Annotated in this window: 25 protein-coding genes and 1 tRNA gene; 12 read left to right on the top strand and 14 right to left on the bottom strand. The window is 58.9% G+C overall.

What is annotated here, in order from left to right; all coding sequences use genetic code 11:
• Positions 1-53: 53 nt before the first annotated feature.
• The 5 genes from FHL07_RS17290 to FHL07_RS17270 all read right to left on the bottom strand — a co-directional run bounded on the left by FHL07_RS17290 (position 54) and on the right by FHL07_RS17270 (position 4,408).
• Entirely contained in the window at positions 54-524 is a 471-nt protein-coding gene (locus FHL07_RS17290) for a hypothetical protein (protein ID WP_095000780.1), read from the bottom strand.
• A 163-nt stretch (positions 525-687) separates the two neighbouring features.
• Positions 688-763, bottom strand: a tRNA-Phe gene (locus FHL07_RS17285).
• Between the two features lie 104 nt (positions 764-867).
• Complete coding sequence (locus tag FHL07_RS17280; RefSeq protein WP_003438557.1) at positions 868-1,140, bottom strand: oxidative damage protection protein; 273 nt, start codon at positions 1,138-1,140, stop codon at positions 868-870.
• On the bottom strand, positions 1,137-2,204 hold the full coding sequence (mutY, locus tag FHL07_RS17275; RefSeq protein WP_095017761.1) for an A/G-specific adenine glycosylase: 1,068 nt from the start codon (positions 2,202-2,204) through the stop codon (positions 1,137-1,139). Before mutY ends, FHL07_RS17280 begins: the two co-directional genes overlap by 4 nt.
• On the bottom strand, positions 2,201-4,408 hold the full coding sequence (locus tag FHL07_RS17270; protein WP_138738727.1) for an AsmA family protein: 2,208 nt from the start codon (positions 4,406-4,408) through the stop codon (positions 2,201-2,203). Before FHL07_RS17270 ends, mutY begins: the two co-directional genes overlap by 4 nt.
• 291 nt (positions 4,409-4,699) lie before the next feature.
• Between FHL07_RS17270 and FHL07_RS17265 the strand changes: the two genes are divergently transcribed.
• The 7 genes from FHL07_RS17265 to FHL07_RS17235 all read left to right on the top strand — a co-directional run bounded on the left by FHL07_RS17265 (position 4,700) and on the right by FHL07_RS17235 (position 10,450).
• On the top strand, positions 4,700-6,361 hold the full coding sequence (locus tag FHL07_RS17265) for an OFA family MFS transporter (protein ID WP_095023763.1): 1,662 nt from the start codon (positions 4,700-4,702) through the stop codon (positions 6,359-6,361).
• A gap of 214 nt (positions 6,362-6,575) precedes the next feature.
• The gene (hisB, locus tag FHL07_RS17260) at positions 6,576-7,169 is read left to right on the top strand and encodes an imidazoleglycerol-phosphate dehydratase HisB (RefSeq protein WP_016783108.1); all 594 of its coding nucleotides are present in this window, start codon (positions 6,576-6,578) and stop codon (positions 7,167-7,169) included.
• A complete protein-coding gene (hisH, locus tag FHL07_RS17255) occupies positions 7,169-7,807 on the top strand; it encodes an imidazole glycerol phosphate synthase subunit HisH (protein WP_016783109.1) in 639 nt (212 codons plus the stop codon). The genes hisB and hisH overlap by 1 nt, the downstream gene beginning before the upstream one ends.
• The gene (locus FHL07_RS17250) at positions 7,807-8,064 is read left to right on the top strand and encodes a DUF2164 domain-containing protein (RefSeq protein ID WP_016783110.1); all 258 of its coding nucleotides are present in this window, start codon (positions 7,807-7,809) and stop codon (positions 8,062-8,064) included. Before hisH ends, FHL07_RS17250 begins: the two co-directional genes overlap by 1 nt.
• Before the next feature lie 39 nt (positions 8,065-8,103).
• On the top strand, positions 8,104-8,841 hold the full coding sequence (gene hisA / locus FHL07_RS17245) for a 1-(5-phosphoribosyl)-5-[(5-phosphoribosylamino)methylideneamino]imidazole-4-carboxamide isomerase (RefSeq protein ID WP_088378464.1): 738 nt from the start codon (positions 8,104-8,106) through the stop codon (positions 8,839-8,841).
• Between the two features lie 10 nt (positions 8,842-8,851).
• Positions 8,852-9,622: an imidazole glycerol phosphate synthase subunit HisF gene (gene hisF, locus FHL07_RS17240; RefSeq protein WP_048383956.1), complete on the top strand. Its 771-nt coding sequence runs from the start codon at positions 8,852-8,854 to the stop codon at positions 9,620-9,622.
• Between the two features lie 72 nt (positions 9,623-9,694).
• A complete protein-coding gene (locus tag FHL07_RS17235; RefSeq protein ID WP_095000785.1) occupies positions 9,695-10,450 on the top strand; it encodes a substrate-binding periplasmic protein in 756 nt (251 codons plus the stop codon).
• A gap of 70 nt (positions 10,451-10,520) precedes the next feature.
• Here FHL07_RS17235 and FHL07_RS17230 read toward each other — a convergent pair whose 3' ends face one another.
• From FHL07_RS17230 to gpmI, 4 genes are all read right to left on the bottom strand, one after another.
• A complete protein-coding gene (locus FHL07_RS17230; protein WP_095017756.1) occupies positions 10,521-11,303 on the bottom strand; it encodes a divergent polysaccharide deacetylase family protein in 783 nt (260 codons plus the stop codon).
• Position 11,304: 1 nt separating this feature from the next.
• Entirely contained in the window at positions 11,305-12,621 is a 1,317-nt protein-coding gene (locus tag FHL07_RS17225; RefSeq protein ID WP_138738726.1) for a S41 family peptidase, read from the bottom strand.
• A gap of 35 nt (positions 12,622-12,656) precedes the next feature.
• Positions 12,657-13,943, bottom strand: a complete 1,287-nt coding sequence (locus tag FHL07_RS17220) for a murein hydrolase activator EnvC family protein (protein ID WP_095000788.1) — start codon at positions 13,941-13,943, stop codon at positions 12,657-12,659.
• Between the two features lie 195 nt (positions 13,944-14,138).
• Positions 14,139-15,674, bottom strand: a complete 1,536-nt coding sequence (gene gpmI, locus FHL07_RS17215) for a 2,3-bisphosphoglycerate-independent phosphoglycerate mutase (protein ID WP_095017755.1) — start codon at positions 15,672-15,674, stop codon at positions 14,139-14,141.
• A 148-nt stretch (positions 15,675-15,822) separates the two neighbouring features.
• Between gpmI and FHL07_RS17210 the strand changes: the two genes are divergently transcribed.
• Genes FHL07_RS17210 through secB form a run of 3 tightly spaced genes read left to right on the top strand, consistent with a single transcriptional unit; the run spans position 15,823 to position 17,020 of the window.
• Positions 15,823-16,236, top strand: a complete 414-nt coding sequence (locus FHL07_RS17210) for a rhodanese-like domain-containing protein (protein ID WP_086799305.1) — start codon at positions 15,823-15,825, stop codon at positions 16,234-16,236.
• 2 nt (positions 16,237-16,238) lie between these two features.
• Positions 16,239-16,493: a glutaredoxin 3 gene (grxC, locus tag FHL07_RS17205; protein ID WP_095000790.1), complete on the top strand. Its 255-nt coding sequence runs from the start codon at positions 16,239-16,241 to the stop codon at positions 16,491-16,493.
• A gap of 41 nt (positions 16,494-16,534) precedes the next feature.
• The gene (gene secB / locus FHL07_RS17200) at positions 16,535-17,020 is read left to right on the top strand and encodes a protein-export chaperone SecB (protein ID WP_003438592.1); all 486 of its coding nucleotides are present in this window, start codon (positions 16,535-16,537) and stop codon (positions 17,018-17,020) included.
• Between the two features lie 142 nt (positions 17,021-17,162).
• Here secB and trmL read toward each other — a convergent pair whose 3' ends face one another.
• A complete protein-coding gene (gene trmL, locus FHL07_RS17195) occupies positions 17,163-17,618 on the bottom strand; it encodes a tRNA (uridine(34)/cytosine(34)/5-carboxymethylaminomethyluridine(34)-2'-O)-methyltransferase TrmL (RefSeq protein ID WP_095000791.1) in 456 nt (151 codons plus the stop codon).
• Between trmL and FHL07_RS17190 the strand changes: the two genes are divergently transcribed.
• Positions 17,617-18,054, top strand: coding sequence for a hypothetical protein (locus tag FHL07_RS17190; protein WP_095017754.1), 438 nt, complete (start codon positions 17,617-17,619; stop codon positions 18,052-18,054). The genes trmL and FHL07_RS17190 overlap by 2 nt on opposite strands.
• Before the next feature lie 452 nt (positions 18,055-18,506).
• On the opposite strand, the gene ntrC is transcribed toward FHL07_RS17190, so the two are convergent.
• From ntrC to glnA, 4 genes are all read right to left on the bottom strand, one after another.
• Positions 18,507-19,940 (bottom strand): nitrogen regulation protein NR(I), encoded by a 1,434-nt coding sequence (ntrC, locus tag FHL07_RS17185; RefSeq protein WP_088378458.1) that lies wholly within the window; start codon positions 19,938-19,940, stop codon positions 18,507-18,509.
• A complete protein-coding gene (gene glnL, locus FHL07_RS17180) occupies positions 19,937-21,022 on the bottom strand; it encodes a nitrogen regulation protein NR(II) (protein WP_095000793.1) in 1,086 nt (361 codons plus the stop codon). The genes ntrC and glnL overlap by 4 nt, the downstream gene beginning before the upstream one ends.
• Before the next feature lie 409 nt (positions 21,023-21,431).
• Entirely contained in the window at positions 21,432-21,848 is a 417-nt protein-coding gene (locus FHL07_RS17175; protein ID WP_095023767.1) for a cupin domain-containing protein, read from the bottom strand.
• A gap of 174 nt (positions 21,849-22,022) precedes the next feature.
• Positions 22,023-23,429, bottom strand: coding sequence for a glutamate--ammonia ligase (gene glnA / locus FHL07_RS17170; protein ID WP_138738725.1), 1,407 nt, complete (start codon positions 23,427-23,429; stop codon positions 22,023-22,025).
• A 332-nt stretch (positions 23,430-23,761) separates the two neighbouring features.
• On the opposite strand from glnA, the gene thiI reads away from it, so the two are divergent.
• Positions 23,762-25,216 (top strand): tRNA uracil 4-sulfurtransferase ThiI, encoded by a 1,455-nt coding sequence (thiI, locus tag FHL07_RS17160; protein ID WP_095000796.1) that lies wholly within the window; start codon positions 23,762-23,764, stop codon positions 25,214-25,216.
• Positions 25,217-25,227: the final 11 nt, after the last annotated feature.

Below are 25,227 nucleotides of genomic sequence, written 5' to 3'. Positions count from 1 at the left end.
GTCAGCAGCAGGCTCGGTGAACGCCCGGCTGACAGGTTCGGGCAGGGCTGCTGTCAGTGCGCGCTCCGGGCGTTGCGTTCTGTCAGTAGCCGTGAAGCTTCGACGTAGGCTTTCTGGAATGCCGGGGTTTCGATCCAGGCCACGGCGCTGTCTTCATCATCGCCATGTACGGCAATGCGGTATTCGATCAGCAAGCCCATCAGAAAATCGGTGGCCGGCTCTTCCTCTTCTTCCGAGATCACCAGTTCCAGTACCGGGTACTGCAGGAATACCGCACACAGGGTTTGCAGGTTGATGGCTTCGGCGGCTTTCATGGCCTGGAACAGGTCATCGTAGTCAGCGGGGTCAAAACCGTTGTCTAGGATGTCCTGGAAGTTGAAGGTGCTGAGGTCGATTTTCACGTCATCGAACGGGTTGTCGATCAGGGCGCCAGCCGAGGCTTTGGCCGGTTTGCCCACGCGATTCTGCTTGGCCTTGGTTTTGGCCCGCTGCGCGTTTTTTTGCTGCTTTTTTGGCGATGACATGAAGGTGTGTCCTTTGCAGGCTGATGAGAGGATTGAACCCCATCTCTTTGCAATCGCCAAGAGAGGTGGCGCCGCCGGGTATAAATAACGGCCAAAAAAAAACCCGCACTAGGCGGGTTTTCTTTGTTTTGGCGTGGTGTGAACACCACATCAAAACTGAATGTGGTGCCCAGAGACGGAATCGAACCGCCGACACGGGGATTTTCAATCCCCTGCTCTACCGACTGAGCTATCTGGGCAACGGGGCGCATTAGAAGCCTTTTTCGATAACCCGTCAAACACTTTTTTGAAAAATATTTAATTATTACCGTCGCTTACGGATCAAAGCCTTTAAAACCGGGGTTTATTCGGTTGGCGGAACGTAGCCTTCGGCTTGTGCGTATTCCTCGCCGCTGAAGAACTTGTCCATTTCGCCCTGCAAATATTTACGGTCTTCGGCGTTCATCATGTTCAAGCGCTTTTCGTTGATGAGCAGGGTCTGGTGTTTTTGCCAGTCAGCCCAGGCTTTGGCCGAAACGTGGTCAAAAATGTCCTGGCCTTTGGCGCCCGGAAACGGAGCGCGCTCAAGGGCAGGCAGTTCTTCTTTGTACTTGCGGCAAATGATGGTGCGGGTCATGACGTCTCTCCAGCGTTCAATAGGTCGGCTGCGCGTTTGAGCAGCTTCTTGACCGGGGCGGCAAGGCCCAGGCGCGGCGGGGTGGCGAGGTTATACCAGAGCCAGTCGGCCTCGGCCACGTGATGACCGGACTCCTTGACGTGGATCAGCCAGGGTTCGATGGCCAGTTGGAAATGGCTAAAGGTATGGGTCAGGCCGGTCAGTTCGTGTTGCGCGCCCAGGGCCAGCGAGTGTTGCAGCGCCAGATGCTCGATGTCCTGCAGGTCATCGAGCTCGGGCAGGCTCCACAGGCCGCCCCACAAGCCGGTCGACGGACGGCGGTAAAGCAGGATTTCGCCCCCGGCATTGGCCAGCATTGGCATCAGCGTGCGCTTTTGCGGGATGACCTTGCGCGGTTTGGGGATCGGGTAGCGGGTTTCCAGGCCCAGCAAGTGCGCTTCACAGCCGCTTTCAAGCGGGCACAACAGGCAGCTGGGCTTGCTGCGGGTGCAGAGCGTGGCGCCCATGTCCATCATCGCCTGGGTGTAGGCGTTGACGCGGTCGTGGGGGGTGAAGCGCTCGGCAGTGGCCCACAGCTGTTTGGCCACCTTGGGCTCGCCGGGGTAGCCCTCTTGCGCCGTGTAGCGCGCCAGTACCCGCTTGACGTTGCCGTCCAGAATCGGCGCCCGCAGACCCATGCTCAGGCTGGCAATCGCACCGGCTGTGGATAAACCGATACCGGGTAAATCGACCAGTTTTTCCACATCCCGCGGAAATTGGCCGTCATATTCGGCGACAACGATTTTGGCGGTCTTTTGCAGGTTGCGCGCACGGGTGTAGTAGCCCAGGCCGGTCCACAGGTGCAGTACTTCGTCTTCCGGTGCAGCGGCCAGGGCCTCGACCGTCGGCAGTGAAGCCATAAAACGGTCGAAGTAGTTCAGCACGGTACTGACCTGGGTTTGCTGCAGCATGATTTCCGAGACCCATACCCGATACGGGGTGATGCCCTGTTGCCAGGGCAGGTCGTGGCGACCGTGCTGGTCATACCAGTCCAGCACCGCGGTTGAAAACTGCTCATCTCTCATCGGTTGAAAAGCCCTTTGAGCGCGTTCTTGAGCTCGGGGCTGACCTTGTCACCGAGCTTTTCTTCGAGTTTGTCAGTGAGCTTGTTGCCCGCCACTTTGGCGGCAACCTTGCCCAGCCCTTCCTTGTCCAGACGGCAGGCCTTGGCCCCCAGCTCCAGCGGGCCACGGCAGCGTAATGGCAGCTCGATGCCGACAAAGTTCTTGCCGACCTGGCAGGCCGGGTCCGGCATGGCGCGGGTGTCGCCTTCGATGATGATGCCGATGCGGTAATCCATGCCCAGTACGCGCAGGTCGATGTCGCCATCGCCTTTGACGCTCAGGCCGGGGATGCGCACGATCATGTCCGGGTTGCTGGCCACACCGTTGCGGAACACCAGGGTGCCCTTGAGCTCCTTGAATGGCGTGTCTTTGCCCATGGGCGCGCCGCTCAGGGTTTTGCGGTTGAGTACCGAAATACCCTTGCACAGCTGTTGCTCAAGGTTGGCGTTGAGCAGCACACCATCGTTAAGCATAAAGCTGGCGGTGCCGTTGAGGCTGGAAATCAGCTCGCTCTGGCTGTTGCCGCTGCCAGTGACGTTGCTGTTGAGGGTCAGCAGACCGGTCACCGGTGGTTTTTGCCCCTGGCTTTGCAGGATTTTTTCCACCGGCACATTGGTAATACGGGTCTGCAGTTTGACCACCGGTAGCATGGGTTGTACGTCCAGGCTGCCATTGGCGGCAAAGCTGCCTTTGTAAAGGTTACCGCTGAGGTTTTCCAGGGTCAGGACACCGGCTTTGCTGTTGGCCTTGAGCACCGCGTTTTGTATCGGCAGTTTGCTCAGGGTCAGTTGGCCAAAACTGATATCAGCATTCAGGTCGAGCGCCTTGAGGCGGGTGACCGGAATGATCCTGGCGGTGCTCCAGCCGCTTTTGGTCGGTGCCTCCGGCAGCGGCGTATCGCCCGATGCGGCCAGGGCGCCGGCTTCGCTGCTCTGCACTTCAGCCTTGCGCGCAACGCTGGCGCTGCTGGCTTCGGCCGACTTGGGCGGCATGTAGCGATCAGCGTCGAATGTGTCGCCTTTGAGCTGAATACGTACGGCTTGTTTGGCGAAATCGTCAATGGCGACGAGGCCGGTGAAGGTGCTGTCGTCGACTTTCAGGTTCAGCTCGTCAAAGGTCACGCTGCTGGGCGTGCCCGAAAGGCGACTGACCAGTTCGACCTTGCTCAGGCTGTTCGGCGCCATGGCAGGTAGCGGGTGGCCGATGCTGTCGAGGAACCGGGCCAGATCAAGCTGGGCAATCGACAGGCCGCCACTGATTTGCGGAGTGGTATCGAGGCTGTTGGCCTTGAACTCACCCAGGGCGCGCAACTGGTTGGCTGAAATCTTCAGGCTGCTCCATTCGGCGACGTTCGCAGCCAGATCAACCAGAATTTGCCCCTGTGCGGCGAACGTCATGGTCTTGCCCTGCAGCGGCTCACCGGAGGCTTCGCCGGTGACCTTCATGTCTTCAAACTGATAGCGCTTGAGTACACGGTCAAAGCGCAACTTGCCGTCAACTTCGGTCTTGACCCGCATCACCGGCTGGTTGGTGCCCAGGAAGGCGGTCAGCTTGACCGGGATACTGGTAGCTTCGTGAACCGGGCCGGTGCTCAGCTGGATGCTCTCGGCGCTGAACTGCTTGCCGCTTTGCTCGTCGTTATATTCAACCCGGGCGTTGTTCACGGTCAGGCTGTCGATATCGAGCTTGAGGGGCTGGCCAGCGCTTTCAGGCTTGTTGCTCGCAGCGGGCTCGGTGCCGGTGGTTGGCGCGGCGGCGGTGGCCGGCTTGCCGATGTCCTGCCAGTTGCCGTGGCCGTCCTTGTCGCGGGTCAGGCGCAGGTTCAGGCCTTCGACACGCACGTCGCTCATCTGCACTTCTTTGCGCAGCAGCGGCAGTACGCGCACGGACAGGCCGAGCATCTGAAGATCGGCGAAAGGCTGGGTCGGCGCTGCGAGAGTGGCAACGCTGGCGTCGTGCAGTTCCAGGCCAAGCCAGGGGAAGAGGCTCCAGCCGATGTCGCCATTGAGGGTCAGCTCAATGTGGGCTTTGTCACGGGCTATCTGGCGGATCTCGTCTTTATAGTCGTTGGGATCGAACAGATGGCTGAGGGCAAAGCCCAGGGCCACGATGATCAGCAACAATCCGAGAAGCACCAGACCCAGGATTTTGCCGAACGCTTTCATGGGCGAGTCCTTGTAAGTCTGTGTGAGAGTAAGTTTTAAATTCAGCCGCAGAGTATAGCGCCACGCGCATGCCGACTGGGGGGTGGATAGTAGCGGATCAGTTGCTTGGCCAAAGACCACATCAGGTTAGGGCCAGGCTGGCGATCAAATGGTAATCTTTGCTTGTTTTTCGGGCCTTCTGCGGCACATTGCCGCGTCTCGATCCAATAAAAACGACTGTGTGCCACAGAGCGCCAAAGTCAGGGAGCGAGCGTGCCGGGGAAATAACTTCATTACCTGGGGGAAACACCTATGAGTATCAGCATTGCTGCGGGCAGTTCTGCTTCGCCGCCTGCGTTCCTGTCCAAGGAGCGCATCATCGCCAAACCCGGCTTCAACCGCTGGCTGGTGCCGCCAGCTGCTCTGGCCATCCATCTGTGCATCGGCATGGCCTATGGCTTTTCGGTGTTCTGGCTGCCGTTGTCCAAAGCCCTGGGCGTGACTGCACCTGTGGCTTGTGCGCCAGACATGAGCTTTATCGCGCAAGTGTTTTCGTCGCAATGCGACTGGCCGATTTCGATGCTCGGCTGGATCTACACCCTGTTCTTTATCTTCCTCGGTTGCTCGGCCGCGGTATGGGGCGGCTGGCTTGAGCATGCCGGGCCACGCAAGGCCGGTGTGGTGTCGGCTTTGTGCTGGTGCGGCGGTTTGCTGATTTCTGCATTGGGTATTTATACCCATCAGATCTGGCTGATGTGGCTGGGTTCTGGGGTTATCGGCGGTATCGGCCTGGGGCTGGGTTATATCTCGCCGGTGTCGACACTGATCAAGTGGTTCCCGGACAAGCGTGGCATGGCTACGGGCATGGCGATCATGGGCTTTGGTGGCGGGGCAATGGTGGGCGCACCGTTGGCTGCCGCATTGATGAACCATTTTGCCGGGCCGGACGGTGTGGGCGTGTGGCAGAGCTTTGTCGCAATGGCGGCGATTTACTTCGTGTTCATGATCGGCGGCGCGTTGTCTTATCGCGTACCACCGACCGGCTGGAAGCCTGAGGGCTGGAAGGCGCCGGCAAAAAAAGCGGCCAACGCGATGATCACCCAGCGCCATGTACACGTAAGTGTGGCGTGGAAAACTCCGCAATTTGCGCTGGTATGGCTGGTTCTATGCCTTAACGTATCGGCCGGTATCGGCATTCTGGGCATGGCCTCGCCATTGCTGCAGGAAGTCTTCGCGGGCAAGTTGCTGGGCAATGATCTGACCTTCAGCCAGCTGGATGCAGCGCAGCTGGCGCAGATCGCCGCGATTGCAGCAGGGTTCACCGGTTTGCTGAGTCTGTTCAATATTGGCGGGCGGTTTTTCTGGGCGTCGTTCTCGGATTACCTGGGCCGCAAAAACACCTACTTTGTGTTCTTCGCCCTGGGTTTTGCGCTGTACGCGATGATTCCGAACCTGGGCCATCTGGGCAACGTATCGCTGTTCGTGGCGGCGTTCTGCATCATTCTGTCGATGTACGGCGGCGGGTTTGCCACAGTGCCAGCGTATCTGGCCGATCTGTTCGGTACGCAGATGGTCGGCGCGATCCACGGTCGCCTGCTGACCGCCTGGGCGGCGGCGGGTGTGCTGGGGCCGGTGCTGGTCAACTACCTGCGCGAGTATCAGTTGAGCATCGGGGTGGAGCGTGCGGCGGCGTATGACATCACCTTGTACATCCTCGCCGGGCTGCTGGTGTTGGGCTTTATCTGCAACCTGCTGGTACGCCCGGTGGCCGACAAATACTTCATGACCGACGCCGAGCTGGCCGCCGAACAGGCACTGGGGCACGACAAGGGCGCGGACGCCAGTACGTCGCTGGAGTGGAAAGCCGCACCGGGCAGTCAGCCATTGGTGATTGCAGCCTGGCTGGCCGTGGGCATTCCCTTGTTGTGGGGCGTGTGGGTAACGGTGCAGAAGACGGCGGTGTTGTTTCACTGATTGACGTGTTGAGTCAGCGCTGACGCCATCGCGAGCAAGCCCGCTCCCACAGACGGATTGCGTCTCTGTGGGAGCGGGCTTGCTCGCGATTCAGGCGGCGCGGCCTGTGCGTCAACGCGCATTACGTCAGCCACCGCACCCTTAATGTTTCTGTTTGCCTGACCCGTGCCTATAATGGCCACCTTTTTCGCCCAATGATTTTGCGGAGCTGGTGATGGCCGAACGTAAGGCGTCAGTCGAGCGCGATACTCTGGAAACCCAGATTAAAGCCTCGATCAACTTGGATGGTACCGGTAAGGCCCGATTCGATATCGGTGTTCCTTTTCTTGAGCACATGCTCGACCAGATCGCCCGACATGGGTTGATCGACCTGGACATCGAGTGCAAAGGCGACCTGCATATCGACGATCACCATACCGTCGAAGATGTCGGCATTACCCTGGGTAAAGCCTTCAGCGAAGCAGTCGGCGATAAAAAAGGCATGACCCGCTACGGTCACGCTTACGTCCCGCTGGACGAAGCGCTGTCCCGTGTAGTCATCGACTTTTCCGGTCGTCCTGGTCTGCAAATGCATGTTCCCTACACCCGCGCCACCGTCGGCGGCTTCGATGTTGACCTGTTTCAGGAGTTCTTCCAGGGCTTCGTGAACCACGCCAATGTCAGCCTGCACATCGACAACCTGCGCGGCACCAACACCCACCACCAGATCGAAACCGTGTTCAAGGCTTTCGGCCGCGCGCTGCGCATGGCCGTTGCACTGGATGAGCGGATGGCCGGGCAAATGCCTTCTACCAAGGGCGTGCTCTGATGCAGACAGTGGCGGTAATCGATTACGGCATGGGTAACCTGCACTCGGTGGCCAAGGCGCTGGAGCACGTTGGCGCCGGTCGGGTGCTGATTACCAGCGATGCCAGCGTGATTCGCGAAGCCGACCGCGTAGTGTTCCCTGGTGTGGGTGCGATCCGCGATTGCATGGCCGAAATCCGTCGCCTGGGTTTTGACTCGCTGGTGCGTGAAGTCAGTCAGGATCGTCCGTTTCTCGGTATTTGTGTCGGCATGCAAGCCTTGCTCGACAGCAGCGAAGAGAACGGCGGTGTTGATTGCATCGGCCTGTTCCCGGGCGCCGTGAAGTTCTTCGGCAAGGACCTGCACGAAGACGGCGAGCATCTCAAGGTGCCGCACATGGGCTGGAACGAAGTGCAGCAAAAAGTGGATCACCCGCTGTGGCACGGCATCCCCGACCTGGCGCGTTTCTACTTTGTACACAGCTACTACATTGCGGCGGGCAATCCTCGCCAGGTAGTCGGTGGCGGGCATTACGGTGTTGATTTCGCCGCAGCGCTGGCCGAGGGCTCGCGCTTCGCGGTGCAGTTCCACCCGGAAAAAAGCCATACCCACGGCTTGCAGCTGCTGGAAAACTTTGCGGCCTGGGATGGCCGCTGGTAATGGCGCCGCGCAAAAAGCCGCCGATTCTCACGCTCACCCCTGAGCAAGAGAGCGAAGCCAACAGCAAGATCAAACGCTTTATGGAAGACCGCTTCGAACTGGACCTGGGTTCGTTCGAGGCGGCTGAAATCCTTGAGCTGTTCACCCGCGAAATCGCCCCGCATTACTACAATCGGGCGATTTTCGATGTGCAGGCGCACCTCAAAGAGAGGTTCGAGAGCATCGAAAGCGACCTGTGGGCGCTCGAGAAGAACTGATTTCCGAGTCTCAGACTCCCGAATTTGAAGGTTTGCCACATGCTGATTATTCCCGCTATCGATCTTAAAGACGGTGCCTGTGTACGTCTGCGCCAGGGCCGCATGGAAGACTCCACGGTATTTTCCGATGACCCGGTGAGCATGGCTGCCAAATGGGTAGAGGGCGGTTGCCGCCGTCTGCACCTGGTCGACCTCAACGGCGCCTTTGAAGGCCAGCCGGTCAACGGCGAAGTGGTCACTGCCATTGCCAAGCTGTACCCGCACCTGCCGATCCAGATCGGTGGCGGGATTCGCTCCCTGGAAACCATCGAGCATTACGTCAAAGCGGGCGTGAGCTATGTGATCCTGGGCACCAAAGCAGTGAAAAACCCTGAGTTCGTGGCCGAGGCCTGCCGCGCGTTCCCGGGCAAGATCATTGTCGGCATGGATGCAAAAGACGGCTTTGTGGCCACTGACGGCTGGGCTGAAGTGAGCACCGTGCAGGTCATCGACCTGGCCAAACGATTTGAAGCAGACGGCGTGTCGGCCATCGTTTATACCGACATTGCCAAGGACGGCATGATGCAGGGCTGCAACGTGAGCTACACCGCCGCATTGGCCGCTGCCACCAGCATTCCGGTGATCGCTTCGGGCGGCATCCACAACCTGGGTGACATCAAGGCCCTGATGGACGCCAAGGCGCCGGGCATCGTGGGCGCCATTACCGGTCGCGCCATCTATGAAGGCACGCTGGATGTGGCCGAGGCGCAAGCCTTCTGCGACAGCTACAAGGCCTGAGGAGAGACCCATGGCGCTGGCCAAACGCATCATCCCTTGCCTGGACGTGGATAACGGCCGGGTCGTAAAGGGCGTCAAGTTCGAGAACATTCGCGATGCCGGCGACCCGGTAGAGATCGCCCGTCGTTACGATGAGCAGGGTGCTGACGAGATTACCTTTCTCGATATCACTGCCAGCGTCGATGGGCGCGACACCACGCTGCATACAGTCGAACGCATGGCCAGTCAGGTGTTTATCCCGTTGACCGTAGGTGGCGGGGTGCGCTGCATCCAGGACATACGCAACCTGCTCAATGCCGGTGCCGACAAAGTCTCGATCAATACCGCAGCGGTGTTTAACCCGGAGTTTGTGGGCGAAGCGGCGCAACATTTTGGCTCGCAGTGCATTGTGGTCGCCATTGATGCCAAGAAAGTCTCCTTGCCGGGCGAAACCCCGCGCTGGGAAATTTTCACCCACGGCGGGCGCAAGCCAACCGGGCTCGACGCGGTCGAGTGGGCCATGAAGATGGAAGGCCTGGGCGCCGGCGAAATCCTGCTGACCAGCATGGATCAGGACGGCATGAAAAACGGCTTCGATCTGGGTGTTACCCGCGCAATCAGTGATGCACTGGGCATTCCGGTGATTGCCTCGGGCGGTGTCGGTAACCTCCAGCATCTGGCTGACGGCATTCTGGAAGGTCACGCCAGTGCAGTGCTGGCGGCGAGTATTTTCCACTTTGGTGAATACACGGTGCCAGAGGCCAAGGCGTACATGGCAGAGCGCGGAATCGTGGTTCGCTAAGGCCAAAGGCTACTGGACAGCATGGCGTGCCCACGGCACTCTTGAGCACGCCATGGATTCAGGTCGCCTGTCATGTTTAAACGCTTTGTGCCTATTCTCGTCAGTTCCACCATGTGGCTGGCGAGTACCGCTTTTGCGGCTGATACGTCGAACTCATCGATCGTGTTACTGACTGAAAACTTCCCGCCGTACAACATGGCCAAAAACGGCAAGAATTTTGCGCAGAACGATAATATTGAAGGTATCGCCGTCGATATCCTGCGTGAAACCTTTAAACGTGCCGGCATCCCCTACAGCATGACCCTGCGTTTCCCTTGGGAGCGTATCTACCACCTTGCCCTCGAAAAACCCGGATACGGTGTGTTTGTCACCGCCCGCGTGCCCGAGCGTGAAAAGCTGTTCAAGTGGGTCGGCCCTATTGGTCCTGATGACTGGGTGTTGCTGGCCCGAGGGGATAGCCCGATTACCCTGACGTCCCTCGAACAGGCCCGCCAGTATCGGGTGGGCGCTTACAAGGGCGACGCCATTGCCTTGTCCCTAGAGAAGCAGGGGCTGGCGCCGGTGATTGTGCTGCGCGATCAGGACAACGCCCGCAAGTTGCAGGCCGGGCAAATCGACTTGTGGGCCACAGGTGCTCCAGCTGGCCAATTTTTGGCGCGTCAGGTAGGGATTTCAGGGTTCAAGACGGTGTTGCGTTTCAATCAGGCCGAGCTGTTTTTGGCGCTGAACAAAGACGTGCCGGACGAGGTGGTGAGCAAGTTGCAGAAGGCGCTGGATGAGTTAAAGGCAGAAGGCGTGGATGAGAAAATCCGCGCAAAGTACCTGTAACACACAGAGCGTGTAGCCGCTGACGAGGAACGAAGGCTGCGCTCCTCAGCGGCTACAAATGGCACGGGTCTCAGCGATAAACCCCATCCTTCCCATGTCCGGCCATCGCCTTGTTGCTGCGCACGCCGATCATTTGCCTGATATCGATCCAGTCAATGCCCTGGGCCTTGAGCTTGGGCAGCTCCCGTTCAAGCACGGCGAGGGTTTGCGGGTAGGGATGGCCGATCATCACCGCCGAACCTTGCTTGCGCGCCAGATTGATCGCGGTGTGCAGTTGTGTGGTGATCGCCTGCTCGGTACGTACGTCATCGAGAAACACATCCCGCGAAACACTGGCCAGGCCGATTTTTTGCGCCTCGGCCGCCGCGACCGTCTGCGCGCTGGTGCGGCTGTCGACAAAGAATTTGTGACGTTGCTGCAAGTTGCCCATCAGCCAGGCCATCGCTTGTGGCTGGGAGGTCATGCGGCTGCCCATGTGGTTGTTGATACCGCTGGTGTAGGGCACTGCCTTGAACGCGGCGTTGAGGCGCTTTTCAAGTTCGTCGACAGGCAGGTCCGGGTGCCAGGCAAAGGGCCCGGTGGCCGGGTCCATTGGCATGTGCAAAATGACGATCTTGCCGGCCTTGTGGGCTTCGCGGGCAAATTCGGCAGCATGGGGGGTGTCGGGCATCACGGCGGTGGTGACCGGGCCGGGCAGCGCCAGCACGCGGCGGTCCCGGGGCAGGTTTTGCCCAAGGTCATCGATAATCAGGCTCAGGTAAGCCTTGTGCGGTGTGGCGGGCGCGCTGACCGGTGCCGCGTGGGCGGTACCGGTCAGGCAGCAGAGCAGGGTGAGGGCCAGGGAAAGACGCACCTCAGTTGCCGCGTGTGATGCTCAAGCCTTTAAGCAGGCTCAGGGCCTGGCTCAGCTGGAAGTCATCGTCCTGGGGCATCGGCTTGGCTTTGGGGCCGGAGCCGGTCGGCTTGTCGGCACCGCCGTTACCATTGCCGAGGTGACCTTGCAGGTCGGCCTCTTTGTAGTACTCGGTGTCTTGCTCGCGGGTGATCCTGGCGCGGCTGACTTCGATGTCCGGAACAATGCCCTGGGCCTGGATCGAGCGCCCGTTCGGAGTGAAGTACAGCGCTGTGGTGATCTTCAGCGCGCGGTCATTGTTCAACGGCAGTACGGTTTGCACCGAGCCTTTGCCGAAGCTGGTGGTGCCCATCACCACACCACGCTTCTGATCCTGCAAGGCACCGGCGACGATCTCTGACGCCGAGGCGCTGCCGCCGTTGATCAGTACCACCAATGGCACGCCTTCGCTCAGATCCTTGCCGGTAGCCGAGAAACGCAGCTCAGAGTTGGCGATACGGCCCTTGGTGTAGACGATCAGACCTTTGGTGATGAAATGGTCTACCACTTCAACTGCCGATTGCAGCACGCCGCCCGGGTTGTTGCGCAGGTCAAGGATGATGCCCTTGAGGCGCTTGTTGCCGTTTTCCCTGCGCAATTTGGACAGCGCAGCGGCCACTTCTTCGCCAGTCTTGACCTGGAACTGGGTTATGCGGATGTAGCCGTAGCCGTCTTCAAGCAGCTGGGCCTTGACGCTCTTGACCTGGATATTGGCCCGGGTCAGGGTTACGTCAAACGGTGCGCCACCGTTGCGTACCAGGGTCAGGGTGATTTTCTGACCGATCTTGCCGCGCATTTTGTCTACGGCCTCGGTCATGCTCAGGCCACGGGTGGGCTGACCATTGATCTTGACGATTAAGTCACCGGCCTGGATGCCGGCTTTGCTGGCAGGGGTGTCGTCGATCGGCGAGACGATCTTGATGTTGCCGTCTTCAGTGCCGACTTCAATGCCCAACCCGCCAAATTCGCCGCTGGTGCTTTCCTGCAGCTCGGCGAAATCTTCCGGCCCCAGATAGGCAGAATGCGGGTCGAGGTTGCTGAGCATGCCCTTGATGGCATTCTCCAGCAGGGTTTTGTCGTCTACCGGCTCAACATAGGCGGCCTTGATCCGATCCATGACCTCGGCAAATGTGCGCAGCTCTTCCAGAGGCAGCGGTGCCTTGGCGCTGGTAGCAGCCCCGGCTGGCGGAATGCTCGGCTCGGCAGCAAATGCCAATGGCGAGCCGACCAGCAGAGCGATCGTCAGGGCCAGCGAGTTGAGGCGGGACAAATGCGGCATGTTGAGCGAACTCCTACGTATTAAAGGTGATGGACTCATCCCTGAGTGCGACACCATTGTGCAGGGTCGCTTGGGCGTCCCTGCTGACGAATAGCAAAATACAGTGCTGGCGTGGCCTGCCCACCGCTGTTGCCCACGGTGGAAATCACCTCACCGGCTTTTACAACGTCGCCGGCAGACTTGAGCAACGTCTGATTGTGGCCATACAAGCTTAAGAAACCATTACCGTGGTCCAGAATCACCAGTTGGCCTGCACCGCGCAGCCAGTCGGCAAACACCACGCGCCCGCCGTGTACGGCGTGTACCTGGGTGCCGGCACCGGCGCTGATCATCACGCCGTCCCACTTGGTGCGCGAGTCGTCGCCACGGGTTTCACCGAAACGTGCAAGCAGTCGACCATCAACTGGCCATGGAAGTTTGCCCCGGGCTTGAGAAAAAGCACCGCCGTAAGACGCACCTGCGCTGGAGACCAATGGCCCCGGTGTGGATTGCACCGGTTTTCGCGGGGCATCGGTAACGACCGATGCAGCCTCGCGCTGGCGTTTTTTCTCGGCTTCCTGCTGCGCAATCAGGGCTTTTTGCCGCGCCTGCTCGGCTTCGCGGGCCTGGCGGGCGAGGGTTTCTTCGATGGTCTTGAGGACTTTAGCCAGATCGGCCTGATCCTGCTCGCGGGCCTGCAACTTCTGGTCGCGGTCCTTTACGTCGGTATTGAGCTTGGCCAGCACTTGCTGGCGCTCTGCACGCACCTTGTCGAGCTCGGCGCGCTGGGTGTCCAGGCTGCTTTTCTGGGTCAGCAGTTGCGCTTGCTGCAAGTTGATATCGGCCTCGACATTGGCCAGTTGGCGCAGTGTCTCGTTGAAGCCTTTGAGCTGGGCCAGACGGGCTTCGCTCAAGTAGTCGTAATAAGTGAGGGTTCGGGCGAACTTCTCGGGGTTTTGCTGGTTGAGCAGCATCTTCAGGTATTCCTGACGCCCACCCTGATAGGCGGCGCGGGCCTGAATGGCGATCAGGCGTTGCTGTTCAAGTTTTGCGCTGTGGAGTTTTTTTTTCTCGCTATCTAGGCGCAGCAGCTCGCCTTCACTCTTTTTTAGTTCTTGTTGCAGGGTTTCAACCTGCTTCTCCAGCTTGCCGATTTCGGTTTCGGTACCGCGCAGGTCTTTCTGCACGCCGGACTTTTCTTCCTGCAGCTTGCCCAGGAGCTTTTTCAGCTCGCTGATATCCTGGCGCGTGGCATCCAGCTGCTGTTGGGTTTGCGCGCGCTCGTCGGCAAACGCCGGTTGGAGCATGCATGCGAGGGTCAAGGCTATAAGGGCGCGAAGCATGGGGCGGGCGACACCTGGGGAACGGGACGGCCTAGTATGCCCGCCCTCGTCACCTATAAGAAATGGATGAAGGTGAAATTGTAGCCGTTGATCCTGTGGGAGCGGGCTTGCTCGCGATAGCATCACCACGCAATGCCTGATGCACCGCGTCGCCGGTATCGCGAGCAAGCCCGCTCCCACAGGCATTGCGTTGTTTTAAGCGTCGACCAGAATCGATTTGCCGGTCATCTCTTGCGGCTGTGGCAGCCCCAGCAGTTTGAGCATGGTGGGTGCCACGTCGGCCAGCACGCCGCCTTCGCGAACTTTGAGCGAGCGCTTTCCTACATAGATAAACGGCACGGGCTCACAGGTGTGGGCGGTATGCGCCTGGCCTGTGGACTCGTCTTCCATCTGCTCCACGTTGCCGTGGTCAGCGGTGATCAGGGCTTCGCCGCCGACCTTGTCCAGTGCTTCCACGATACGGCCCACGCAGGCATCCAGGCATTCAACTGCCTTGACGGCTGCGTCGAATACGCCGCTGTGGCCAACCATGTCGCCATTGGCGTAGTTGACCACGATCACGTCATAACGCTGGTTTTCGATGGCATCGACGATATGGTCGGTGACTTCGGGGGCGCTCATTTCCGGTTGCAGGTCGTAGGTGGCGACTTTCGGCGACGGCACCAGAATGCGCTCTTCACCCGGGAACGGCTCTTCACGGCCGCCCGAGAAGAAGAAGGTCACATGGGCATACTTCTCGGTTTCTGCAATGCGCAACTGGGTTTTGCCGTTTTTGGCCAGGTAATCGCCCAGTACGTTTTCCAGGCTGCCGGGCGCGAATGCGCTGGGTGCCGGGATACTGGCAGCGTATTGGGTCAGCATCACGAAACCGGCCAGTTTTGGCTGGCGGGCGCGGGCGAAGGCGTTGAAGTCATCTTCAACGAATACACGGGTCAGCTCGCGGGCGCGGTCGGCGCGGAAGTTCATAAAGACCACGGCGTCGCCGTCTTCCACTTTCACCGGCTCGCCGATGGTCGTGGCTTTGACGAATTCGTCGCTTTCGCCACGTGCGTAGGCAGCTTCCAGGCCTTCCTGGGCAGTAGCGGCGTTGAACTCGCCCTTGCCGTCGACGATCAGGTTGTAGGCCTGCTCTACGCGGTCCCAGCGATTGTCACGGTCCATGGCGAAGTAACGGCCGATCAGGCTGGCGATACGGCCTTTGCCCAGGTCCTTGAACGCTTCGTCCAGCAGTTCAATGGAAGATGAGGCACTTTTTGGCGGGGTGTCGCGGCCATCAAGGAAGGCGTGCAGGTAGATTTTTTCTGCGCCGCGCTTGAATGCCAGCTCGGCCATTGCGATCAGGTGGTCCTGATGGCTGTGAACACCACCATCGGACAGCAGGCCCAGGATGTGCACGGCCTTGCCTGCAGCCACGGCCTTGTCGACCGCGGCGCAAATGGTCGGGTTTTCAAAGAACTCGCCATCGCGGATGGATTTGGTGACACGGGTGAAATCCTGATACACCACGCGGCCGGCGCCCAGGTTCATGTGGCCGACCTCGGAGTTGCCCATCTGGCCGTCAGGCAGCCCGACATCCATGCCCGAACCCGAGATCAGGCCGTTCGGCATGCTCGCGCAAAGACGATCCAGCACCGGTTTCTTGGCCGAATAAACGGCGTTGTATTCGTGACTTTCACTGTGACCGAAGCCATCCAGGATGATCAGGACCAAAGGTTTAGGCGTGGTAGTCATAGATCCCACTCGTGGCTGGTTTATAAGAAGGTATACAGAGGACGCGCAGTTTAAAGCGAAGTTCATGTGGCGTCACCGCCGGGCGGGGTTTGGCCGACCAAGGTGGCTGTGTATACTGGCCCACATTTTACGACCCTGGAACCTTCTGATGGTTGAGCACCTGATTGCATTTGCGACTTCCCACTACCTGCTTGTAGGCGCGTTTGTCATCCTGCTGGCGCTGTTGATCGCCCACGAGATGAGCCGTGGCGGGCGCAGCATCAGCACGGGCGAACTGACCGGCCTGGTCAATCGCGACGAAGGTGTGGTGATTGATATTCGCCCGGCCAAGGATTTTGCCGCCGGCCACATCGTGGGTGCTATTAATATCCCGCAAGACAAACTGATGGCGCGCATTGCCGAGCTGGACAAGCACAAGGGCAAGACCATCATTCTGGTCGACGCTGCCGGCCAGCACTCGGGCGGCCATGCCCGTGAGCTGCTCAAGGCTGGTTACAATGCTGCCAAGCTGTCTGGCGGCATTTCCAGCTGGCGCGCTGACAACCTGCCAGTGGTGAAGTAACTATGTCCAAGGTCATCGTTTACTCCAGCGACTATTGCCCTTATTGCATGCGTGCCAAGGCTCTGCTTGAGAACAAGGGTATTGCCTTCGAAGAGATCAAAGTCGACGGCAAGCCACAGGTACGTGCCGAGATGGCTCAGAAGGCAGGCCGCACGTCGGTTCCGCAAATCTGGATTGGCGACAAGCATGTTGGCGGATGCGATGACCTGTTTGCTCTGGAGCGCGCAGGTAAATTGGATGCGCTGCTGAACGTCTGACTCTCATTCTCTATAAGCCCCAAGATCAACAAGGATCTGTGATGACTGACCAACAGAACACCGCCGCTGTTAGCGATGAAGACACCGCACCACAATTCTCCCTGCAGCGCATCTACGTGCGTGACCTGTCGTTCGAAGCGCCAAAAAGCCCGGCGATCTTCCGTCAGCAGTGGGAACCGAGCGTTGGCCTGGACCTGAACACCCGTCAAAAGCCGCTGGAAGGCGACTTCCACGAAGTGGTTCTGACCCTGTCGGTTACCGTTAAAAACGGCGACGAAGTGGCTTTTATTGCTGAAGTGCAACAGGCTGGCATCTTCCTGATCAAAAACCTTGATCCAGCGTCGATGAACCACACTCTGGGCGCGTTCTGCCCGAACATCCTGTTCCCGTATGCCCGCGAAACCCTGGACAGCCTGGTGACACGTGGCTCGTTCCCTGCGTTGATGCTGGCTCCGGTGAACTTCGATGCCCTGTACGCGCAAGAACTGCAGCGCATGCAGGAAGAAGGCAGCCCGACTGTTCAATAAACAGCCGATTGCCAAAAAAAAGCGCCTGAGGGCGCTTTTTTTGTGTGTGGGAGCGGGCTTGCTCGCGATTGAATCGCTGCGGTGCAACAGGTACATCGCGTAGCTTTCATCGCGGGCAAGCCCGCTCCCACAGGGTGTGTGTTTACTTGAAGCCTAGCTGGCGCCAGGCCTCATACACGGCGACCGCTACGGTGTTAGACAGATTCAGGCTGCGGCAGCCTTCGCGCATAGGCAGGCGCAGGCGGTGCTCGCCGTCCAGGCTGTCGAGCACTTCGGGCGGCAGGCCACGGCTTTCAGGGCCGAAGAGAAAAGCATCGCCCTCGGCAAACTGCACGTCGTGGAACGGCCTGGAGCCTTTGGTGGTAAAGGCGAACAGGCGCGGATGGCCCAGGCTTTCCAGGCAACTGGCCAGGTCGGCATGACGCTTGAGCGGCGCATACTCGTGGTAATCGAGCCCGGCACGGCGCAAGCGCTTGTCGTCCAGCTCAAAACCGATAGGCTCGATCAAATGCAGGTGGCAGCCGCTGTTGGCGCACAGCCTGATAATGTTGCCGGTATTCGGCGGAATTTCTGGTTGAAAAAGGATGACGTGAAACATGCACGGCTCCGAACTTAAAGATGGACAGCATTCTACGCTTGAAGAGGACCCGCGACCGAAACTATGGCCACGGGTTTTAGGTTCTTTGGCGATAGTCGGTGTGATGGTGGGGATGATGATCGGTCGATTGACCGCGCCAACCCCTGTGGAGCTGCAGCAGGTGGACGTGCTGCCCGGCGGCCTGGTGGTGTGGTTCAGCGCCGAGCCCAAGCTGCATGGTGAGCTGGTCGACGGCACGCTGGGGTTGCTGTTTGATGCCAGGGGCAAGGTGCAGAGCGGCCAGTTGACGTTTAACGGCAAGAGCGTGAACTGGCGGGTGCGTGATACGGATGGCGGGTTGCTGCTGACCCTGGTGGCGGCCCGTGCCTTGAAGGGCGACTGGGCCGGGGCGTCGCAAGATGGACGCTGGCGGTTGCAGGTAAACCTGCGAGAGTAATAAAAGAGGGAATTCCAGCCTGCCTGTACCGGGTTCCCCAAAAGCGCTGTGCGCGTTGATGCAAAAGGCATCAAGGCTGCGGTGTAAAAGTGGGGAGTCTTGACCTGCCTGTATCAAGGTCCCCTAAAGCGGTGTTGCGTGTAATAGGTATTGCAGGGCGCGTGCCAGTTTTTGATTTTTTGTAAAAATTGCCCCTTGAGTACGCAAAAGCCCCGGAATCCGGGGCTTTTGTTTGGGGGCTGATTTTGTTCCCGGGTTTGGCGAAAACCCTTGAGCTAGAGCTGTGCACGATATTGGGGCGGGTTGCTTGAGGGTGGTGCGGTCAGATCAAGAGCCCCTAACCCTCTTCCGCAGGGAAAGGGGACTAAAGGCAAAAGCAGATTTATGAAACACCACCCATCAGCTCCCTCTCCCTCCGGGAGAGGGTTGGGTGAGGGCGCTTTTGAACGGCTTCAAGCCTCGTCGCCCTCATCCTCGTCGCCATCGATCTTCATGCCCAGTTCCTTGATCTTGCGGGTCAAGGTATTGCGGCCCCAGCCCAACAGCACGGCAGCGTCGCGACGGCGGCCTGCGGTGTGCTTGAGCGCCGTCTCGATCATGATCCGCTCAAAGGTCGGCACTGCACTGTCGAGCAGGTTGGACTGGCCACGCCCCAGCGCCTGGTCAGCCCACTGGCGCAGTGCCTGCTCCCAGTTGGTGACAGGGGAGGCGTCCTGTTGCAGGTTGAGCAACTCGGGAGGCAGGTCGCCGATATGCACTTCGCGACCCGAAGCCATCACCGTGATCCAGCGGCAGGTGTTCTCCAGCTGGCGCACGTTGCCTGGCCAGGGCAGGTTTTTCAGGTACTGCTCGGTCTCGGCCTTGAGCAGTTTTGGCTCTACGGACAGTTCTTGCGCGGCGCTGCTGAGAAAGTGCCGGGCCAGGGTCGGGATGTCTTCGCGGCGGTCTGACAGGCGCGGAATATGGATGCGGATTACGTTCAGACGGTGGAACAGGTCTTCACGAAACTTGCCGGCCTGCACCAGGGTTTCAAGGTTCTGGTGTGTGGCTGCGATGATGCGAACATCGACCTTGACCGGCGTGTGCCCGCCAACCCGGTAGAACTCGCCATCGGCCAGTACCCGCAGCAACCGGGTTTGGGTGTCCGCCGGCATGTCGCCGATCTCATCGAGGAACAGGGTGCCGCCATCGGCCTGCTCAAAACGGCCCCGGCGCAGGTTTGCAGCGCCAGTGAAAGCGCCTTTTTCATGGCCGAATAGCTCGGATTCCATGAGGTCCTTGGGGATCGCAGCCATGTTCAATGCGATAAATGGCGACGCGGCCCGCGGGCTGTGGCGGTGCAGGGCGTGGGCCACCAGCTCTTTGCCGGTACCTGATTCACCGTTGATCAGCACCGTGATGTTGGAGTGGCTCAGGCGGCCAATGGCACGAAACACCTCTTGCATCGCCGGGGCTTCGCCGATGATTTCCGGCGTCGGGGCCAGCGTCGGCGCCACGGCCAGGCCTTGCTGTTCCTGGGCGTGCTGGTTGGCGCGCTTGACCAGAGACACGGCGTCATCGACATCAAACGGCTTGGGCAGGTATTCGAATGCGCCGCCCTGATAGGACGCTACCGCGCTGTCCAGATCGGAATGAGCGGTCATGATGATGACCGGCAGGCGCGGGTGCTGTTCGCGGATTTTGGCGAGCAGGTCCAGACCGCTGGAGCCGGGCATGCGGATATCGGAAATGATCACGTCAGGCTGTTGGCGAGCCAGTCGGCTCATGACCCCATCGGCACTGTCGAAACTTTGTGTGGTCATGCCTTCCTGTTGCAAGGCTTTTTCCAGTACCCAGCGGATTGAACGGTCGTCGTCGACGATCCACACGGTTTCACTTCGGCTCATGTCGATGCGGCTCCTTGTTCCAGTGGTAGAAAGATCGAGAAGAGTGTGTGGCCGGGGTGGCTTTCACACTCGATCAACCCCTGGTGCTGACTGATGATGTTTTGCGTGATGGCCAGGCCAAGCCCGGTACCGTCCGGGCGGCCGCTGACCATCGGGAAAAACAGGGTGTCTTGCAGCTCGAACGGTATGCCCGGGCCGTTGTCGATAATTTCGATTTTTGTCACCAGCCGGTGGCGTATGTGGCCAATGGTGAACTGGCGCATGGCGCGGGTGCGCAGGCTGATGCGGCCCAGGCGCAGCTCATTCTGGCTGCCGATGGCCTGCATGGCGTTGCGCACGATATTGAGTACTGCCTGGATCATCTGTTCACGGTCGATCAGCAGGTCAGGCAGGCTGGGGTCATAGTCACGCACCAAAGTGATGCTGCCCTGGGTCTCGGCCTCGACCAGGTTGCACACGCGCTCCAGTACTTCGTGGACGTTGGTCATGGCCAGCGACGGCAGTTTGTTGGAACCCAGCATCCGGTCGACCAGATTACGCAGGCGATCTGCTTCTTCGATGATGACGTTGGTGTAGTCGCGCAGGTTTTCGTCGGGCAATTGCCGGGCCAACAGCTGGGCCGCACCGCGAATGCCTCCCAGAGGGTTCTTTATCTCGTGGGCCAGGCCGCGCACCAGCATCTTGCTGGTTTCTTGCTTGGACAGCTGGGCTTCTTCTTTGGTGATGCGCAGCAGACGGTCGCGGGGGTGTACCTCAAGCAACAGCATGGTGCCGCCATTGCTCAAGATGGGCGTTACGGCATAGTCCACCGTCAGGTTCTGGCCCGTCAGCGAGGTCAGCATGGCTTCGCGTTTGGTAAACGGGTGCGCTTGCTCAACTGCCTGGCGCAGCGAGTGCAGAGCCTCGGTGGACTCCGTAAAGAGCTCGCTGATGAACTGGCCGTGACTGCGTTGACCGCTGATCGCCAACAGCATCTCTGCCGCCGGGTTCATGTACTCAAGGCGCAAATCAGCATTGAGTAAAAGCGTGGCAGTGGTCAGGTTGTCGAGTAACAGTCGGTGCAGGGCGTCACTGATGGTCATGGGCCGATCCCGGATTGCGTGCGCGGTGAAGCGCTGGTGCAAGGAAAATGCAAAAACCAAACCAAGGCTCCGAAAAGAAGCGTCGCTCCCCTGAAATAGACGTTTACAAGCTGGGCGCATATCGCCGCAGCCCGGCATGCGAGTGTTTATGAACCAAATTGGGCTGGTAAGTGCACTATCAAACTATAGTCGCACCAATATAGTGCAATTTAGATGAATGGATTCAGTTGCCTGAAAATGTGCGCGGGATATTTGCTATGGGTGCAGCCAGAGGTTGTGTGCCGCGTTCGAGCGCACACCGGTCATAAGCCCCGAGTGCGCGATGCGACATAGGCAGCGCCCACTCTGAGGTGACCACCGTTTTGAGTTTCGAACGCAGCTTCCGGTACCTGCTACGGGCCTTGCGTGGTTAATGGGACAGCGGCATGCCGGGCGTGCCTGCATAGAACACGATCAGTTCTACCGGGGCCTTGCCGCTGGTGCCTCGATGGGAAGTATTGACCATCTCGGGCAGTACCTGGCCAGGTTTGAGCGTGGTTTTGTGCATGCCGTCTTCGGTTTCGACCAGCAGTTCGCCAGCGACCACGTAGGCGATATTGGGCATGGGGTGCGTGTGCCATTTCAGTGCGGTGTTGGCCGGGAGCGTGATTTTGACCACGGTGAATTCCGGCTTGCCGTCCGGCCAGGTGTAAGGGGTGCCTGTCCAGGATTGGCCTGTCTTGAGCAGTTGTTCGACCGTTACCGCAGTGGGTGAACTGTTGCAGCCCAGCATGAGCAGGCAGGCGCATGCCAGCAGCAGGGTTTTGAGGGCGAGTAAGGGGTGCATGTCAGTCTCCATTGGTTGAGTGGCGACAAACTACCGGTCACTCAGCAGGGTGGCTGTCAGGTGCAGGCACGAATCCAGAAGCTCTGATCCGATGCTTGTGTAAGACGGCGCCCACAAAAAAGCCTCCCGAAGGAGGCTTTTTCAAATCACGCCGCTTGCGCAGGCGTCACCGGATTAGCAGCTGTAGTACAGCTCGTATTCCAGTGGGTGTACGAAGGTACGAACCTGGATTTCTTCTTCGCTTTTCAGGGCGATGTACGCGTCGATGAAGTCGTCGCTGAAAACGCCGCCTTTGGTCAGGAACGCGCGACCTTTGTCCAGTTCCTCCAGGGCCTCTTTCAGGCTGCCGCACACTTGCGGGATCTCTTTGGCTTCTTCAGGCGGCAGGTCATACAGGTTTTTGTCCGCTGCGTCGCCAGGGTGGATCTTGTTCTGGATACCGTCCAGACCAGCCATCATCAGTGCCGCGAAGCACAGGTACGGGTTGGCTGCCGGATCCGGGAAGCGTGCTTCGATACGGCGAGCTTTAGGGCTGGACACGTAAGGAATACGGATCGAAGCCGAACGGTTACGAGCCGAGTAGGCCAGCATTACCGGTGCTTCGAAGCCTGGTACCAGACGCTTGTAGGAGTTGGTAGCCGGGTTGGTGAAGCCGTTCAGGGCCTTACCGTGCTTGATGATACCGCCGATGAAGAACAGGGCAGTGTCGGACAGGCCGGCATAGCCTTCGCCTGCGAAGGTGTTCTTGCCATCTTTGGAGATGGACATGTGAACGTGCATACCCGAGCCGTTGTCGCCGTACAGAGGCTTTGGCATGAAGGTAGCGGTACGGCCGTAGGCATCTGCCACGTTGTGTACGCAGTATTTCAGGGTCTGAACTTCGTCAGCCTTTTTCACCAGGGTGTTGAACTGCACGCCGATTTCGTTCTGGCCAGCAGTTGCCACTTCGTGGTGGTGAACTTCGATAACCAGGCCCATCTCTTCCATGGCGTTGCACATGGAGGTACGGATTTCGTGGTCATGGTCGAACGGCGGAATCGGGAAATAACCGCCTTTGACGCCAGGACGGTGGCCTTTGTTGCCGCCTTCCACGTCCTGGTCGGACATCCACGAACCCTGTTCGGAGTAGATCTTGAACATGGAGCCGGAAATGTCGGACTTGAACTTCACCTGGTCAAAGATGAAGAACTCTGGCTCCGGGCCAACGAAAACGGTGTCGCCGATACCGGTGGACTTCAGGTATTCCTCGGCACGGGTAGCGATGGCGCGTGGGTCGCGGTCATAGCCTTGCATGGTCGACGGTTCGATGATGTCGCACACCAGGATCAGCGTAGGCTGTTCGGTGAACGGGTCCAGAACAGCCGTGCTGTCGTCTGGCAGCAGGATCATGTCGGACGCTTCGATGCCTTTCCAGCCAGCAATGGAGGAGCCGTCGAACATTTTGCCGTCGGTGAAGAAGTTTTCATCCAGCGCATCACGGGCCGGCATGGTCACGTGGTGCTGAGTGCCTTTGGTATCAGTGAAGCGCAGATCAATCCACTTGACGTCATGATCTTTGATGAGTTGAACCGACTTCGACATAGTGTCCTCCGGGGTGGCTTAGGGCTGGTAGTGGAATGCCCTTAATAAGTGGTTGATGCCGGCGCGAATACTCTGCCAAGGCAACCTGCCTCACAAGGGAGCAAATTGCATGCCAGTGCCCCGACTTGGGCGTAATGCGCCAATCTCAAGCAGGTAAGCGGGGCAGACTACCGATTAGCCGCGTTTATCGCACCCAAATGAAGCGAAATCTGGCGTTTATGTTCTATTTTGGTGCGATGAAAACCGTTTGTACGATAACTGGTTAAACCTTGAGCAATTTCCGCTATAATCCGCGCCCCCCTTTTTTGGCAGGCTGCTCGCGCGCTGTTTTCATGAAACTAATCGTTAAAGTCTTCCCCGAAATCACTATCAAGAGCCGTCCGGTTCGGATGCGTTTCGTCCGTCAATTGGCCAAAAACATCCGTACTGTGCTCCGCGATCTGGACCCGGCTGTGGTGGTGACGGGCGTGTGGGACAACATCGAGCTGCAAACGCGCGTAAGTGACCCTAAAGCCTTGAAAGAAATGACCGAACGCCTGAGCTGCATGCCGGGCATCGCGCATTTTCTGCAGGTTGACGAGTACCCGTTGGGCGACTTCGACGACATCGTTGAAAAGTGCAAATTGCACTTCGGCGATGCGCTGGCGGGCAAGATCTTTTCGGTGCGTTGCAAGCGCGCCGGCAAGCACCCGTTTACCTCGATGGAAGTCGAGAAATACGTCGGCAGCAAGCTGCGTCGTGAGTGCGGTGCGGCCGGAATCGAGCTGAAAAAGCCAGAAATCGAAGTTCGCATTGAAATTCGCGACCAACGGTTGTTTGTGATTCACAACCAGCACGACAGTATTGGTGGCTACCCGTTGGGTTCGCTCGAGCAGACCCTGGTGCTGATGTCCGGTGGTTTCGATTCTACCGTGGCGGCCTACCAGATCATGCGTCGCGGCCTCATGAGCCATTTCTGCTTCTTCAACCTGGGCGGACGTGCCCATGAACTGGGCGTGATGGAAGTCGCGCACTACATATGGAAGAAGTACGGCAGCTCCCAGCGCGTGCTGTTTGTGAGCGTTCCGTTCGAAGAAGTTTTGGGCGAAATTCTCGGCAAAGTCGATAACAGTCATATGGGCGTCATTTTGAAGCGTATGATGTTGCGCGCTGCAACGCGTATTGCCGAACGCCTCGATATCGAAGTGCTGGTGACCGGTGAAGCGATTTCCCAGGTGTCGAGCCAGACGCTGCCCAACTTGTCGCTGATTGATTCGGCTACAGACAAGCTGGTGTTGCGCCCGCTGATCGCCAGCCACAAGCAGGACATCATCGATCTGGCAGAAGAAATCGGTACGGCCGACTTCGCCAAGCATATGCCTGAATATTGCGGGGTGATTTCGGTCAACCCCAAGACCCACGCCAAGCGCAACCGCGTGGAGTATGAAGAACAACAGTTTGATATGGCCGTGCTTGAGCGTGCGCTCGAGCGGGCCAAACTGGTGCCGATTGATCGGGTAATCGATGAATTGGGCCAGGACTTGCAAGTCGAAGAAGTCAGCGAAGTGCTGGCGGGCCAGATCGTAATCGACATCCGTCACCCGGATGCTCAGGAAGATCAACCGCTGGAACTGGCTGGCATCGAAGTACAAGCGTTGCCGTTCTATGCTTTGAACAGCCGCTTCAAGGAACTGGATGACACCCGTCAGTACCTGTTGTATTGCGACAAAGGCGTGATGAGTCGCCTGCATGCTCACCATTTGCTCAGTGAGGGACATGCCAATGTGCGCGTTTATCGACCGAGCTAAGAGCCCGGGGC

The organism is Pseudomonas sp. FSL W7-0098, assembly GCF_005930585.1.
GTDB lineage: Bacteria > Pseudomonadota > Gammaproteobacteria > Pseudomonadales > Pseudomonadaceae > Aquipseudomonas > Aquipseudomonas bubulae.
This window is presented reverse-complemented; position numbering and strand designations above follow the sequence as displayed.

What these genes read in the sequence shown, in the direction of transcription:
- FHL07_RS17210 (WP_086799305.1), top strand. Translation starts at nt 15,823, where the DNA reads ATGGTTGAGCACCTGATTGCATTTGCGACTTCCCACTACCTGCTTGTA.
- secB (WP_003438592.1), top strand. Translation starts at nt 16,535, where the DNA reads ATGACTGACCAACAGAACACCGCCGCTGTTAGCGATGAAGACACCGCA.
- ntrC (WP_088378458.1), bottom strand. Translation starts at nt 19,940, where the DNA reads ATGAGCCGAAGTGAAACCGTGTGGATCGTCGACGACGACCGTTCAATC.
- mutY (WP_095017761.1), bottom strand. Translation starts at nt 2,204, where the DNA reads ATGAGAGATGAGCAGTTTTCAACCGCGGTGCTGGACTGGTATGACCAG.
- FHL07_RS17290 (WP_095000780.1), bottom strand. Translation starts at nt 524, where the DNA reads ATGTCATCGCCAAAAAAGCAGCAAAAAAACGCGCAGCGGGCCAAAACC.
- trmL (WP_095000791.1), bottom strand. Translation starts at nt 17,618, where the DNA reads ATGTTTCACGTCATCCTTTTTCAACCAGAAATTCCGCCGAATACCGGC.
- hisF (WP_048383956.1), top strand. Translation starts at nt 8,852, where the DNA reads ATGGCGCTGGCCAAACGCATCATCCCTTGCCTGGACGTGGATAACGGC.
- FHL07_RS17190 (WP_095017754.1), top strand. Translation starts at nt 17,617, where the DNA reads ATGCACGGCTCCGAACTTAAAGATGGACAGCATTCTACGCTTGAAGAG.
- FHL07_RS17250 (WP_016783110.1), top strand. Translation starts at nt 7,807, where the DNA reads ATGGCGCCGCGCAAAAAGCCGCCGATTCTCACGCTCACCCCTGAGCAA.
- gpmI (WP_095017755.1), bottom strand. Translation starts at nt 15,674, where the DNA reads ATGACTACCACGCCTAAACCTTTGGTCCTGATCATCCTGGATGGCTTC.
- FHL07_RS17175 (WP_095023767.1), bottom strand. Translation starts at nt 21,848, where the DNA reads ATGCACCCCTTACTCGCCCTCAAAACCCTGCTGCTGGCATGCGCCTGC.
- glnA (WP_138738725.1), bottom strand. Translation starts at nt 23,429, where the DNA reads ATGTCGAAGTCGGTTCAACTCATCAAAGATCATGACGTCAAGTGGATT.
- FHL07_RS17270 (WP_138738727.1), bottom strand. Translation starts at nt 4,408, where the DNA reads ATGAAAGCGTTCGGCAAAATCCTGGGTCTGGTGCTTCTCGGATTGTTG.
- FHL07_RS17225 (WP_138738726.1), bottom strand. Translation starts at nt 12,621, where the DNA reads ATGCCGCATTTGTCCCGCCTCAACTCGCTGGCCCTGACGATCGCTCTG.
- FHL07_RS17265 (WP_095023763.1), top strand. Translation starts at nt 4,700, where the DNA reads ATGAGTATCAGCATTGCTGCGGGCAGTTCTGCTTCGCCGCCTGCGTTC.
- hisA (WP_088378464.1), top strand. Translation starts at nt 8,104, where the DNA reads ATGCTGATTATTCCCGCTATCGATCTTAAAGACGGTGCCTGTGTACGT.
- hisH (WP_016783109.1), top strand. Translation starts at nt 7,169, where the DNA reads ATGCAGACAGTGGCGGTAATCGATTACGGCATGGGTAACCTGCACTCG.
- thiI (WP_095000796.1), top strand. Translation starts at nt 23,762, where the DNA reads ATGAAACTAATCGTTAAAGTCTTCCCCGAAATCACTATCAAGAGCCGT.
- glnL (WP_095000793.1), bottom strand. Translation starts at nt 21,022, where the DNA reads ATGACCATCAGTGACGCCCTGCACCGACTGTTACTCGACAACCTGACC.
- hisB (WP_016783108.1), top strand. Translation starts at nt 6,576, where the DNA reads ATGGCCGAACGTAAGGCGTCAGTCGAGCGCGATACTCTGGAAACCCAG.
- FHL07_RS17220 (WP_095000788.1), bottom strand. Translation starts at nt 13,943, where the DNA reads ATGCTTCGCGCCCTTATAGCCTTGACCCTCGCATGCATGCTCCAACCG.
- FHL07_RS17280 (WP_003438557.1), bottom strand. Translation starts at nt 1,140, where the DNA reads ATGACCCGCACCATCATTTGCCGCAAGTACAAAGAAGAACTGCCTGCC.
- FHL07_RS17235 (WP_095000785.1), top strand. Translation starts at nt 9,695, where the DNA reads ATGTTTAAACGCTTTGTGCCTATTCTCGTCAGTTCCACCATGTGGCTG.
- grxC (WP_095000790.1), top strand. Translation starts at nt 16,239, where the DNA reads ATGTCCAAGGTCATCGTTTACTCCAGCGACTATTGCCCTTATTGCATG.